The sequence below is a fragment of the Methylobacterium sp. WL8 genome, from assembly GCF_008040045.1.
GTDB lineage: Bacteria > Pseudomonadota > Alphaproteobacteria > Rhizobiales > Beijerinckiaceae > Methylobacterium > Methylobacterium cerastii.
In genome coordinates, this window is the sequence record NZ_VRVF01000061.1 from 18,864 (window position 1) to 31,462 (window position 12,599).

Consider the following 12,599-nt stretch of genomic DNA (forward strand, 5'->3'; position numbering starts at 1 on the left):
AGATCAGGAACAGGCGTTCGCCGACAACGTCAGCCTGAACCTCAATCCTTGTCGAGGCTGAGGTCCGGCGCCTCGGGGTTCTTCATGCCGACCACGTGGTAGCCGGCGTCGACGTGGAGGATCTCGCCGGTCATGCCGCGGGACATGTCGGAGATCAGGTAGGAGGCGGTCTCGCCGACCTCGCCGATCGTCACCGTGCGCCGTAGGGGCGCGTTGTACTCGTTCCACTTGAGGATGTAGCGGAAGTCGCCGATGCCGGAGGCGGCCAGCGTCTTGATCGGGCCGGCCGAGATCGCGTTGACGCGGATGTTCGACGGGCCGAGGTCGGCGGCGAGGTAGCGCACGGAGGCTTCGAGGGCGGCCTTGGCGACGCCCATGACGTTGTAGTGCGGCATCCACTTCTCGGCGCCGTAATAGGTCAGCGTCAGCAGCGAGCCGCCGTTGGGCATGATCTTCTCGGCGCGCTGGGCGACGGCCGTGAACGAGTAGCACGAGATCATCAGCGACTTGGTGAAGTTCGCTTCCGTGGTCTCGACGTAGCGGCCTGTCAGCTCGTCCTTGTCCGAGAAGGCGATGCAGTGGACGACGAAGTCGATCCCCTCCGGAAAAAGTTCGGCGGTCGCGGCGAACACCGCGTCGATCGAGGCCGGGTCGGTGACGTCGCAATGGCCGACGACGTGGGCGTCGAGCTCGCGGGCCAAGGGCTCGACGCGCTTCTTCAGGGCGTCGCCCTGGTAGGTGAAGGCGAGCTTTGCGCCATGAGCATGCGCGCTCTTGGCGATGCCCCAGGCGATCGAACGGTTGTTGGCGACGCCGAGCACGAGGCCGCGCTTGCCCGCGAGCAGGTTGCTGCCTTTCGCACCGTCCCTGGCGCCTGCGCCCTGCTCGTCCGTTGCGTCGAAAGCCGCCATGCCACACCCGAAATTTCGCTCTGGCACCCGGGACTCCGGGCCACCCCGCGCTACGGGGCGGCGGTCGCGCCGGTGGCATCCTTAGCGGAGGCGCGCCGGGGACGGAAGTCCGGCGAACCCGCCCGGAGCGCCGCCGGCTATTCGGCACGGGCGGTCCGTCGGCCCTTCACGAATTCGGTCAGGCCCGCGTCGTCCGCCAGCAGCTGGATCGCGGTCGTCGCGAACAGGTCGCCGCGGGTGCCGTCCTTCTTCGGCAGGCCCTTGCCGCGCAGGCGGAAGGTGCGGCCGGACGAGGTCATCGGCGGCATCTTCATCTCGACGGCACCGGTGAGCGTCGGCACCCGGATCGCGCCGCCGAGCACCGCATCCTCCAGCGGCAGGTCGACCGTGGTTCGCACGTCCGCGCCGTCCACCGTGAAGCGGGCATGCGGCAGCACGCGGATCGTCAGGAGGGCGTCGCCGGGCTCCGCGCGCGGGCCGCCGGGGGAGCCGAGGCCGCGCAGGCGGATCGTCTGCCCGTCGACGACGCCCTTCGGGATCATCACGTCGAACTCGCGCCCGCCCGGCAGGCCGACCCGCAGCTTCTCCTCGCTGACGATCTGCTCGAGGGTCACGCCGAGTTCGGCCGCCACGTCCTCGCCGCGGGCCGGCGCGCGCTGGCCAGGCCCGGCACCGCCCGCGCGAAAAGCTTCGCCGAACAGGTGCGAGAAGATGTCCTCGCCCATGCCGCCTGCCATGCCGCCCGCCGGCCCGCCGCGGCCGCGGGGCGCGCCGCCGAAGTCGAACCCGCCCGCGCGGCCGCCGCCGAAGCCTTCGAACCCGGTCGCACGCGGCTTGCCGTCGCCATCGATCTCGCCGCGGTCGAACTGCCGGCGCTTCTCCGGCTCGCCGAGGATCTCGTAGGCCGAGTTCGCCTCGGCGAAGCGGTCCTTCGCCTTGGCGTCCTTGTTGGTGTCGGGATGGTAGGTCTTGGCGAGCTTGCGATAGGCCTTCTTGATCTCGGCCTCGCCGGCGGTCTTGGGTACGCCCAGCACCTCGTAGGGATTGCGCATCGGTCTCTTGAGTTTCGTGGTTTCGCGCCGGCTGTGGAGCAGCGGCCATACAGGCCGCATGTGGGCGGCCTGTTGCCCTTGCGCAACGTAGGGGCGGCGAGACTCGGCGCAAGCGTTGCCGACGTCAAGCCGAGCGCAGCGCAAGGCTTGCCGGACGCAGCGCCGGGCGCGTCGCGCTCAGCCCGTCTTGTCTGTGTGGCCCTTGTCCAGGTGGCTCTTGCCCGGCGGTGCCTTGTCCGACGGAGCCTTGCCGGTGCGGATCCGCTTCAGCTCCCATTCGCCGCCGGAGGGCTTGCAGCCGGTGCCGCGCACGAAGCGGCTGCTGTTCGGCGCGATGACCGAGGCGAGGAAGTCGCGGCAGATCAGGTCCTGGGCGACGTAGGGCAGCCCGGTCGGGTTGATCGTGCCACGCAAGGCGGTCTCCGGGTTGTCCCACTTCACCGGCTTGCCGTTGCCTTGCGGGTCGAGGGCGACCCCAAGCGCGGCGTAGGCGCGGCGCCAATCCTCCTCGCCGAGGTCCGAGCCGAAGCTCGTCGGGCGCCGGTTGATGCTGCCGGTGACGATCGGCTCGTCGGCCACCGTCGCGGCCTTGGCCTCCGGGGTGGCGTCCGCGCGGAAGATCAGGAGCGGCTGGCTGCAGCCGCAGAGCATCGAGACGAGGCAGGCGGCCAGTGCCGCCGGCGCGATCCGCTTCGCACACGCCTCCGCCTGCGGCGTCGCCGCGGCCACTTCCTTCTTGTCGGGACGACGCATTACACCTGTACCCGAGACCCTGAACCCCAGCCGAGATGGCGCGTAAGTGTGCTCCAACGTCGGTGCCCCCCGACCCGGATCTCACAACGGAGGATTAAGTCGTGGACGCGTTAAAGATCGATGAGTCGGGCGGACATGATGCGGTCCCGGACGCCGCGGACTTCACCCTGAGCGACGACCCGTTCGGCCTGTTCGCGGCCTGGATGGCCGAGGCGACCGCCTCCGAGCCCGAGGACGCCAACGCCATCGCGCTCGCGACGACCGGCGCGGACGGGCTCCCCGACGTGCGGATGGTGCTGCTGAAGGGCTACGACGCGCGCGGCTTCGTGTTCTACACCAACGTCGAATCCGCCAAGGGCGAGGAGCTGGCCGCCAACCCGCAGGCCGCCTTCGTGCTGCATTGGAAGAGCCTGCGGCGGCAGATCCGCGTCCGCGGTCCGGTGTCGCGGGTGACGGCCGAGGAGGCGGACGCCTACTTCGCCAGCCGCCACCGCGACAGCCGCCTCGGGGCGATCGCCAGCCGGCAGTCGCGCCCGCTTTCGGGCCGCGACGCGCTGATGGCGGAGGTGGCGGAGCTGTCGGCGCGCTACGAGGACGGGCCGGTGCCGCGGCCGGAGAACTGGACCGGCTTCCGGATCGAGCCGGTGGCGATGGAGTTCTGGCGCAACGGCGACTACCGCCTGCACGACCGCGTCCGCTTCACCCGCAACGGCGAGGGCTGGGACCGGTCGCGGCTTTATCCGTAGGGACGGGTTACGGCACCAGGGGCGGCAGCGGCGGCGCAACGCCCTCGGGCAGCGCGGTGCGGGCGACGTTCATCGTCATGGCGAGCAGCGCGTAATAGCCGTTGATGCCGGTGAGATCGATCGCCCCCTGCTCGCCGTAGAGGGCGACCAGCGCCGCATAGGTCGGGTCGCTCACGGCCTTGTTGCGCTGGAGCTCGGTCGAGAACGCGTAGACCGCGGCCTCCTCGGACGACATGCCGTCCGGCCGGCGGCCTTCCGCGATCGCCTGCGCCACCGCCGGATCGAGGCCGGCTTTCAGCGCGATCGGGTGATGGATCTGCCATTCGATCTGCTGGCTCCACTCGCGGGCCACGATCAGGATCGCGAATTCGCTGATCTTGAACGGCAGGACGCTGTCGTAGCGCAGGTACAGGCCCATCTCGCTGGCGCGCAGCATCAGGTCGGGACTGCGCAACAGCGGCACGAAGGGGCCGAAGACAGGCACCTTCCGCGCGGCCAGGAACGCGTCCGACGCCGCGACTTGGGCCGGGGTGAGGCTGGCCGCCGGGATCGCGGGCATCCGGTCGGTGGGGCGGGCCGTGTTCGGCATGGAGCGATGATCCGGCTGTGCTGGCTGCGGGGCTTGGGTGATCCCGCTCCACGTCCTGCCGGTCAAGCGCCGCGGCCAGTGTTGCGGCGCGGCGAAGCCGCTGGATTTTCGAGACCGCTGCGCTTAGACCGGAGCCTCAATGCGGAGGCCCGCCGGGGTGCCCCGGCGCCGGCCCCGAATGGAAGCGAGGCACGGCCTTGGCCACACCCGGAAACGAACGCCGCCGCATCATGCTGCTCACGGGGGCGAGCCGCGGCATCGGGCATGCCACCGTCAAGCGCTTCTCCGCCGCGGGATGGCGGGTCATCACCTGCTCGCGCCACGCGTTCCCGGAGAACTGCCCGTGGGAGATGGGGCCGGAGGACCACCTCCAGGTCGATCTCGCTGACGCCGCGGACACCGTGCGCGGGGTCCGCGAGGTCGCCGAGCGGCTCGCGAACGAGGGCGGCTTGCTGCACGCGCTCGTCAACAACGCCGGCATCTCGCCGAAGGGCCCGAACGGCGAGCGCCTCGGCGCCCTGCCGACCGACTTCGCGACGTGGCAGCGGGTGTTCCAGGTCAACGTCTTCGCGCCCGTGCTGCTGGCCCAGGGCCTGCGCGACGAGCTCGCCCGCGCCAAGGGCTCGATCGTCAACGTCACCTCGATCGCCGGATCGCGCGTCCACCCGTTCGCCGGGGCGGCCTACGGCACCTCGAAGTCGGCGCTCGCCGGCCTGACCCGCGAGATGGCCGCCGACTTCGGTCCGCTGGGGGTCCGCGTCAACGCGATCTCGCCGGGCGAGATCGATACCGCGATCCTTTCGCCCGGCACCGCCAAGCTTGTCGAGCAGATCCCGCAGCGGCGCCTCGGCACCCCGGACGAGGTCGCCAAGGCGATCTACTTCCTGTGCACCGAGGCCTCGTCCTACGTGAACGGCGCCGAGCTGCACATCAACGGCGGCCAGCATGTCTGACCGGCTGGTCCGCTGGTCCCTTCTTCTCGTTTTCGCCGCCACCCCCGCCGCCGCAGAGCCGGCGGTCACGATCCTCGGCCTGCCGTTCCAGGCGACCGCGATGCGCGGGCCGCGCAGCGAGGTCGCGGTGGCGGTGGCGACCTCCGGGCTGATCCCGCTGGCCCGCTCGGCGAACGCGGCGGCGCCGGAGGCGGGCGACGAGGAGAGCGCGCCGCTGATCGTGGTCTGGGGCAAGGAGGGCGGCGCGGCGCTCAGCCTCGTCGACGGCACGATCCGCACGACGCTGCTCGGCGCCGAGGCGATCGAGGGCCTGGCCGCCGCCGAGACGCCACGCGGCGCCCTGCCCGGCTCGCGCCGCGCGCTGTCGGGCGCCGTCAGCGCCTACCTCACCGGGCCGACCCGCGCGATGGGCACCGCCACGCCGGCGGCCGCTGGCCTCACCATCCGGGAGCGCCAGCCGGTGGCGATGGGTGGCGACCCGAAGCCTGTGCCGGTCTCGACCGTGACGGTCTCGCCCGGGCCGGAGGCGACCTTCGCCGCCGCGCGGCCCCGCGCCGTCCGGGTCGCCGGCAAGCTCGCCTTCGTCGCCGCGACGTTCCAGGGCGGCGAGGCTTCCGGCCTCGCGCTCGTCGCCCGGGCCGGCATCGGCGACTGGTCGGTCGCCGCGCGGACGCCGCCGCAGGACGGCGCGCCGCTGCGGATCGCGGCCGTCGCCGACTTCGCCGGCACCGGGTCGCCGCGGGTCGCCGCCATCCTCGCGAAGGGCGGGCGGCTTCAAGTGTGGAGTCCGGCCGCCGACGCCTTCACCCTCGACGGCGAGGCCCCGGGCTATGCGGCAGGTTCGGGTGACGTCGACCTCGCCGCCGCGGTCGAGGGCGAGGACAAGGCTGCGCCGGACCTCGCCCTGCCCGGCGCCGACGGCACGGCGCTCGCCCTGGTCTCGCTGAAGGGCGGCATCCGCGAGCGGGCGCGGATCGCGCTCCCTGCGCCTGCCGCCTTCGGCGTCGCCGCGCTCGGCCGCGGGCGCCAGGCGCGCATCCTGGTCGGGATGTCCGACGGCCGCGTCGCCGTGGTCGCGCCGGACGGGGCGACGCCGTGAGCGAGGCCGAGACGCGCCTGTTCCCGCTGCGCCCCTTCGTCGGCGCGTCGATCGCGGTGATCCGCGACGATCGCGTGCTGCTCGCCGCGCGGGCCAACGCACCGATGCGCGGCGTCTGGACCCTGCCCGGCGGCCTCGTCGAAGCCGGCGAGGCCATCGCCGACGCGGCCCTGCGCGAACTCAAGGAAGAGGTCGGCCTCGACGCCGAGATGGTCGGCGTGCTGCCGCCCACCGAGATCATCCAGCGCGAGGCCGACGGCCGCGTGCGCCACCACTACGTCGTCCACCCGCACGCGGCGCTCTGGTGCGGCGGCGAGCCGGAGGCCGGCCCCGAAGCGCTCGCTGTCCGTTGGGCGACCCGCGCGGAGTTGGCGGAGCTGGAGACGACGCCCGGCCTCGCGGACACGCTCGCCGCCGCGTTCGCGAAGGTCGAGGCCTATCGGTCGGCGGGTGGCCGATGAAAACGGTTTCAGCCGCCGTTGACCCAGTCCCGCAGCCGTCCAACCGCTCGGGTAGGCCTTTCGCGCACTACTCGCCGCAGAACGTGCGGATTTCACGAACCCCGTTGTCGTCCCCTCCTCGCCATCCCGGGTCGCCTAAGGCGAGCCCGGGATCCAGAACCGCGGATGGTGATCCAGCTTGCGCTGTCGGCGGCTCTGAATCCCGGGCTCTGCTGCGCAGGCCCGGGATGACAGGGAGTAGGAAGACACCAAGCGGCTCATTCGGGCGGATGATCGCCACGCTGCGAACGATCCTCTTGGTTTTCGGCTGTCTCGCCGCCGCCGCGCACACGCCGGCCCTCGCCCAGCAACGCCCGGCGGCGCACCCGGCCGCGAAACCTGCCGAGAAAGAGCCGCCGGCCCCGCCTCCGGAGCAGGCCGCCCCCTACGACCGCGACCTCACGCGCCTGTCCGAGATCATCGGCTCGCTCGCCTTCCTGCGCGGGCTCTGCGCGGGGGCCGACGCCGCCGAGTGGCCGAACCGGATGAAGGCGCTGATCGAGGCCGAGGGCGTCACCCCCGGCCGACGCGACCGCCTCGCCGGGGCCTACAACCGCGGCTATCGCGGCTATGCCGCGACCTATCGCGTGTGCACCCCCGCGGCGCACGAGGCGACTGCCCGCTTCGTCGCCGAAGGCGAGCGCCTGTCGCACGCGCTGGCCGGGCGTTTCGGCGGATAATGCAGCCCGGCCACACCCGCGAAGCATCCGGGAAAACCGCGGTATTCGATCGGTCGCGTTAACCGCTTCGCAATTCCCGGCTGGTCGCGGACCCATGAGCCGCCTATCATCCCCTCCGTACGCCGGGCCTCCAGCCCGCGCGCAACGGATACGACCGCCATGCAGAACAGCACTCAGACCGCCCCGTTCGAAGCCGACGTGGACGAGAAGCGCGCCGCCCTGGGCTACGTGTCCGAAGCGTTCGCGGAAGGCTGTCTCGACGGCCTCGACGGAGATTGCATGGCCCAGGCCGCCCTGTTCGCGGCCTTCCAGGAACTCGTGATGACCTATGGCGAGGAGGCCACCGCCCGCTACGCCGAGGGATTCCCCGAGCGTATCCGCGGCGGCGCCTTCACCACCGCGCTCCAGCACTGAGGGCACGTCCGATCGACGCCACCGGCCGGTTGCTCGCCCTCGGCGCGGGCATCCGGCCAACCATCTCAGGCCCATGCGAGGGGTCGGCCTAGACACCGAGGCCTGACGGTTCAGGCCCGCGGCAGCGCTTCCTCGAAGACAACGGCCTCGCCGCGCGACGGCTCGGTCAACACGCCGTCCCACATCACGCGGGCGCCGCGCACCACCGTGCCGACCGGCCACCCCGTCACCACCTTGCCGTCGTAGGGTGTCCAGGCGCTCTTCGAAGCGATCCAGTCGTTGCGGATGGTCTCGCGGCGCTTGAGGTCGACCACCGTCACGTCGGCGTCGTAGCCCAGCGCGAGGCGTCCCTTGCGCGCGATGCCGAACAGGCGCTTGGGCCCGGCGCTGGTGAGATCCACGAAGCGCTCGAGCGAAAGGCTGCCGGCCGCCACGTGGTCGAGCATGATCGGCACCAGCGTCTGCACTCCGGTCATCCCCGACGGCGAATCCGGATAGGGCTTGGCCTTCTCGTCCAGCTGGTGCGGCGCGTGGTCCGAGCCGAGGATGTCGGCGACGCCCTGCTCCAGGCCCCACCAGATCTTCCGGCGATGCGCCTCGCCGCGCACCGGCGGGTTCATCTGCACGAGGGTGCCGAGGCGCGCATAGGCCTCGTCGCCGTTGATCGTCAGATGGTGCGGCGTCACCTCGACGCTCGCCACGTCCTTGTGGTCGGCGAGGTGGTCCATCTCGTCGCCGGTGGAGATGTGCAGGATGTGGATGCGGGCGCCGGTCTCGCGCGCCAGCGCCACCAGCCGCCGGGTCGCCTGCATCGCCACCTCGGGCGAGCGCCAGACCGGGTGCGAGGCCGGGTCGCCGGGGACCCGCAGGTCCTTGCGCGCGCGCAGCATCGGCTCGTCCTCGGAATGGAACGCGGCGCGGCGGCGGATCGCCTTGAGGATGGCGCGCACGCCCGCGTCGTCCTCGACCAGCAGCGAGCCGGTGGAGGAGCCGACGAACACCTTGATGCCGGCGGCCCCCGGCAGCCGCTCCAGCTCGGCGAGCGCGCCGACGTTCTCGTGGGTGCCGCCGACCCAGAACGCGAAGTCGCAATGCATCCGGTGGTGCGCGCGCGACACCTTGTCGGCGAGCGCGGCGGCACTGGTGGTGAGCGGGTTGGTGTTGGGCATCTCGAACACCGCGGTCACGCCGCCCATCACCGCGGCGCGCGAGCCGGATTCCAGGTCCTCCTTGTGGTCGAGGCCCGGCTCGCGGAAATGCACCTGCGTGTCGATCACGCCCGGCAGTAGGTGCAGGCCGGTGCAATCCTGCCGCTCGCCGACCGTCGCCTGCGCCAAGTCGCCGATCGCCGCGATGCGTCCGTCGCGGATGCCGAGGTCGGCCCGGTGCGCGCCGTCCTGGTTCACCACCGTGCCGCCGGAGAGGACGAGGTCGAAGGGCTTGTCCATGGGAAACGCCTTGCGCGAGCGCCTTGGTTGAGGCCGGGTCACCGGCGGCTTATGTCACGCGTCATCCTCGCGCAATCGCGCAGCCCGGAAGGCCTCACCTCGCCGAGCGAGGCCTCGCGGCGCCGACGAAGGAACTGCCATGCCGATCGCCCTGCTGCCGGACCGCGCCCTCGTCCACGTCACCGGTCCTGACGCCCCCGCCCTGCTCCAGGGTGTGATCACCTGCAACGTCGAGACCCTCGGCGAGGCCGAGGCCCGGCTCGGCGCCCTGCTGACGCCGCAGGGCAAGATCCAGTTCGACTTCCTGATCTCGCCCATCCCCGGCGGCTTCCGCCTCGACATCGCGTCCGAGCAGGCGGCGGCCCTGGCCAAGCGCCTGACGCTCTACCGCCTGCGCGCCCAGGTCGAGATCGCGGTCGACCCGACCGTCGCCATCGCCGCATCCTGGGATGGCGCCACCACCGCGGCCGAGGTCGACGCCGTCGCCGACGCGCGGGCGGACGGCCTCGGCGCGCGGCTCTACGCGGCCGTCGGCGCCTTCTCCGCGGATGCGGCGGAGGCGGATTACCACGCCCACCGCATCGCCCTCGGCGTCCCCGAGGCCGGGCGCGACTTCCCCCTCGGCGACGCCTTCCCGCACGAGGCGTTGATGGACCAGCTCGGCGGCGTCGACTTCCGCAAGGGCTGCTATGTCGGCCAGGAGGTTGTCTCGCGGATGCAGCACCGCGGCACCGCCCGCACCCGGATGCTGCCCGCGACCTATCCCGAGGGCGAGGCGGCGGCGCCCGGCTCCGAGATCACCGCCGGCGCCAAGGTGCTCGGGCGGACGGGAAGCCAAGCCGCCGGGCGCGGCCTGGCGATGCTGCGCCTCGACCGGCTCGCCGACGCGATCGCGGCGGGCGAGCCCCTGCACGCCGACGGCAAGGTCCTCACCGTCGCGCGCCCGGCCTTCGCCAGCTTCGCGATGCCCGACGCCGCGGCCGGCTGAATGGCCGAGGCACTGCACGTCACTGAGCCTCACCACCCGGTCGAGGGCCTGATCCATCACCCGGACGGCTGCGCCCGGTGCTGGTGGGCCGGGCTCGATCCGCTCTACGTCGCCTATCACGACACGGAGTGGGGCGTACCCGAGCGCGACGGGCGAGCGCTCTACGAGAAGCTGATCCTCGACGGTTTCCAGGCCGGTTTGTCGTGGATCACCATCCTGCGTCGCCGCGACGGCTTCCGCCGCGCCTTCGCCGACTTCGATCCCGAGGCCATCGCGCGCTTCACCGAGGCCGACGTCGCGCGCCTGATGCAGGATACCGGCATCATCCGGAACCGCGCCAAGATCGTCGGGACCGTCGCCGGCGCCCGCGCCTGGCTGCGGATCGAGGAGAGCGGGCCGGGATTTTCGAAGTTCCTGTGGAACCACCTGCCAGAGGGTCAGCCGGTTCAGGACATTGCCCGGACGCGAGGCGAGATCCAGACCGAGACGGACTTGTCTCGTCGCATCGCCAAAGCCCTGAAGGCGCAGGGCTTCACCTTCTGCGGGCCGGTGATCGTCCACGCCTTCATGCAGGCGGTGGGGATGGTGAACGACCACCTCGTCGGCTGCCATCGCCACGCGCCCTGCGCCGCGCTGGCGGAGGAGGACCGTTGAGCGCCGTGCAGCCGCGGGCCTGGCAGCGGATGCTGTCGGGCCGTCGCCTCGACCTGCTCGACCCCTCCCCGCTCGACATCGAGGTGGCCGACATCGCCCACGGGCTCGCCCGCGTAGCGCGCTGGAACGGGCAGACCGCCGGGCCGCACGTGTTCTCCGTGGCGCAGCACTCGCTGCTGGTCGAGGCGGTCGGCCGCCACCTCCTCCCGGCCTGCACCCCGGAGCAGGGCCTCGAACTGCTGCTGCACGACGCGCCCGAATACGTCGTCGGCGACATCATCTCCCCGCTCAAGGCGGCGATCGGCGACGCCTACAAGGGCGTCGAGCGGCGCCTGCTCGCCGCGATCCGTCGCCGCTTCGGCCTCGATGCCCCGACGCCGGCCTTCGCACGCCTGGTCAAGCGCGCAGACCGCGTCGCCGCCCACGCGGAGGCGGTGCGCCTCGCCGGATTCGCGCCGGACGAGGCGACGCGCTATTTCGGCCGGCACGAGGACCTGCCCGAGCCCGTCCTCGCCCTGCTCGACCCCTGGCCGACGGCCGAAGCCCAGGCCCGCTACCTGGACCACTTCGCGGCGCTGCAGACGACCGCCTCCAAAACCTGACGGAAATCCCGGACCCGAGATGTCGACGCTCCACGTCTGCCCCCTGTCGCGCCTGACCGAGACCGTCGCCGCGACCGGGGCGAGCCACGTCCTGACGCTTGTCACGCCGCCGGCGACGCCGACGCGGCCGGCGAGCATCGCCGAGGGCTGCCACGCGGTCGTCGGCGTCAGCGACATCGCGGTCGCCACGGACGGCTACGTGCTGCCGGCCGAGGACCATGTCCGCGCCATCCTCGACTTCGTCACGTCGTGGCCGCGCGAGAACCCGATGGTGATCCACTGCTACGCCGGCATCAGCCGCTCGACCGCGGCCGCCTACATCGCCGCCTGCGCCCTCGACCCGGCGCGCGACGAAATGGAAGCCGCCGCTTCCTTGCGCCTCGCCTCGCCGTCGGCCACGCCGAACCGCCTGTTCGTCGAGATCGCCGACCGCCTGCTCGGCCGCGACGGCCGTATGGTCGCCGCCATCGCCGCGATCGGCCGCGGCGCGGACGCGTTCGAGGGCGTCCCGTTCCGCTACGAACTCGGCTGACCGGGCCGATCCGCCGCCGTACCGGTGTGGCGCAAACGTCGCCGCAGCCTCGGAAAACCGCCGGTCGCACCCCACCCTGATCGTGCCCGGGGTTGTCGCGGTCGCCGCCTCCGCCTTAGAACCGCACCAAAGGATCCTGTAGGGATGACCGAAAGCCGACCCGACGCGACCGCGATCGCCGCCGACATGCCTTTCGAAAAGGCGCTGGAGCAGCTCGAGGACATCGTCCGCCGCCTGGAGAAGGGCGACGTGGCGCTCGACGAATCGGTGACGATCTACGAGCGCGGCGAGGCGCTGAAGCGCCACTGCGAGATGCTGCTGAAGCGGGCCGAGGCCCGTATCCAGCGCATCACCCTGACACCCGACGGGCGCGCCGAAGGCGTCGCACCCCTGGACGTCGACTGAGATGCGGAGCGTGCGCGCCCTGCGCCCTCGCTCCCCGTCCGAGACTTGAGATGAGGCCGAACCCGTGACGCAGTCCCCCCCGATGCCGGCCCCCTCGATTTTGGACGGTTTGTCTGAGACGTCTGCGTTGCGTTTGTTGCCGGAGGGCGACCTTCCGGCGGTTGCGGAGGCGGTTCGGTCTGAGATGATCGAGACCGTGTCGGTGACGGGCGGGCATCTCGGGTCCGGGCTCGGGGTGGTCGAGCTGACGGTGGCGTTGCACCACGTGTTCGA

General features: G+C 71.9%; 17 protein-coding genes. 12 read left to right on the plus strand and 5 right to left on the minus strand.

Annotation, left to right across the window (positions count from 1 at the left end):
* Positions 1-41: 41 nt before the first annotated feature.
* The 3 genes from fabI to FV234_RS19230 all read right to left on the minus strand — a co-directional run bounded on the left by fabI (position 42) and on the right by FV234_RS19230 (position 2,716).
* Complete coding sequence (fabI, locus tag FV234_RS19220) at positions 42-911, minus strand: enoyl-ACP reductase FabI (protein WP_238273260.1); 870 nt, start codon at positions 909-911, stop codon at positions 42-44.
* Between the two features lie 137 nt (positions 912-1,048).
* Positions 1,049-1,963 carry a DnaJ C-terminal domain-containing protein gene (locus tag FV234_RS19225; RefSeq protein ID WP_147831070.1) on the minus strand — a complete coding sequence of 305 codons (915 nt, stop codon included), beginning with the start codon at positions 1,961-1,963 and terminating at the stop codon, positions 1,049-1,051.
* Between the two features lie 177 nt (positions 1,964-2,140).
* Positions 2,141-2,716, minus strand: coding sequence for an RT0821/Lpp0805 family surface protein (locus FV234_RS19230; protein WP_147831073.1), 576 nt, complete (start codon positions 2,714-2,716; stop codon positions 2,141-2,143).
* 167 nt (positions 2,717-2,883) lie between these two features.
* On the opposite strand from FV234_RS19230, the gene pdxH reads away from it, so the two are divergent.
* Entirely contained in the window at positions 2,884-3,462 is a 579-nt protein-coding gene (gene pdxH, locus FV234_RS19235) for a pyridoxamine 5'-phosphate oxidase (RefSeq protein ID WP_147764136.1), read from the plus strand.
* A gap of 7 nt (positions 3,463-3,469) precedes the next feature.
* Here pdxH and FV234_RS19240 read toward each other — a convergent pair whose 3' ends face one another.
* The gene (locus FV234_RS19240; protein ID WP_147831075.1) at positions 3,470-4,051 is read right to left on the minus strand and encodes a carboxymuconolactone decarboxylase family protein; all 582 of its coding nucleotides are present in this window, start codon (positions 4,049-4,051) and stop codon (positions 3,470-3,472) included.
* Between the two features lie 230 nt (positions 4,052-4,281).
* On the opposite strand from FV234_RS19240, the gene FV234_RS19245 reads away from it, so the two are divergent.
* The 5 genes from FV234_RS19245 to FV234_RS19265 all read left to right on the plus strand — a co-directional run bounded on the left by FV234_RS19245 (position 4,282) and on the right by FV234_RS19265 (position 7,697).
* Entirely contained in the window at positions 4,282-5,004 is a 723-nt protein-coding gene (locus FV234_RS19245) for an SDR family oxidoreductase (protein WP_147831090.1), read from the plus strand.
* Positions 4,997-6,103: a hypothetical protein gene (locus tag FV234_RS19250; RefSeq protein ID WP_147831077.1), complete on the plus strand. Its 1,107-nt coding sequence runs from the start codon at positions 4,997-4,999 to the stop codon at positions 6,101-6,103. Before FV234_RS19245 ends, FV234_RS19250 begins: the two co-directional genes overlap by 8 nt.
* A complete protein-coding gene (locus FV234_RS19255) occupies positions 6,100-6,564 on the plus strand; it encodes an NUDIX hydrolase (protein WP_147831079.1) in 465 nt (154 codons plus the stop codon). Before FV234_RS19250 ends, FV234_RS19255 begins: the two co-directional genes overlap by 4 nt.
* 269 nt (positions 6,565-6,833) lie before the next feature.
* Entirely contained in the window at positions 6,834-7,283 is a 450-nt protein-coding gene (locus FV234_RS19260; RefSeq protein WP_147831081.1) for a TIGR02301 family protein, read from the plus strand.
* A 159-nt stretch (positions 7,284-7,442) separates the two neighbouring features.
* Positions 7,443-7,697, plus strand: coding sequence for a hypothetical protein (locus FV234_RS19265; protein WP_147728485.1), 255 nt, complete (start codon positions 7,443-7,445; stop codon positions 7,695-7,697).
* Between the two features lie 110 nt (positions 7,698-7,807).
* Here the strand turns inward: FV234_RS19265 and FV234_RS19270 are convergent, their stop codons facing one another.
* Positions 7,808-9,145 (minus strand): dihydroorotase, encoded by a 1,338-nt coding sequence (locus FV234_RS19270; RefSeq protein WP_147831083.1) that lies wholly within the window; start codon positions 9,143-9,145, stop codon positions 7,808-7,810.
* A 139-nt stretch (positions 9,146-9,284) separates the two neighbouring features.
* Between FV234_RS19270 and FV234_RS19275 the strand changes: the two genes are divergently transcribed.
* The 6 genes from FV234_RS19275 to FV234_RS19300 form a co-directional block, all read left to right on the plus strand.
* Positions 9,285-10,133, plus strand: a complete 849-nt coding sequence (locus FV234_RS19275) for a folate-binding protein YgfZ (RefSeq protein WP_147831085.1) — start codon at positions 9,285-9,287, stop codon at positions 10,131-10,133.
* The gene (locus FV234_RS19280; protein WP_147831086.1) at positions 10,134-10,787 is read left to right on the plus strand and encodes a DNA-3-methyladenine glycosylase I; all 654 of its coding nucleotides are present in this window, start codon (positions 10,134-10,136) and stop codon (positions 10,785-10,787) included.
* A gap of 29 nt (positions 10,788-10,816) precedes the next feature.
* Positions 10,817-11,389: a hydrolase gene (locus FV234_RS19285; RefSeq protein ID WP_147831093.1), complete on the plus strand. Its 573-nt coding sequence runs from the start codon at positions 10,817-10,819 to the stop codon at positions 11,387-11,389.
* A 19-nt stretch (positions 11,390-11,408) separates the two neighbouring features.
* Positions 11,409-11,921, plus strand: a complete 513-nt coding sequence (locus FV234_RS19290) for a protein tyrosine phosphatase (protein WP_147831088.1) — start codon at positions 11,409-11,411, stop codon at positions 11,919-11,921.
* 144 nt (positions 11,922-12,065) lie between these two features.
* Positions 12,066-12,326: an exodeoxyribonuclease VII small subunit gene (locus tag FV234_RS19295; protein WP_147754345.1), complete on the plus strand. Its 261-nt coding sequence runs from the start codon at positions 12,066-12,068 to the stop codon at positions 12,324-12,326.
* 82 nt (positions 12,327-12,408) lie between these two features.
* Positions 12,409-12,599: 1-deoxy-D-xylulose-5-phosphate synthase N-terminal domain-containing protein (locus FV234_RS19300; RefSeq protein WP_147831095.1), on the plus strand; the 191-nt coding region annotated here is incomplete at its 3' end.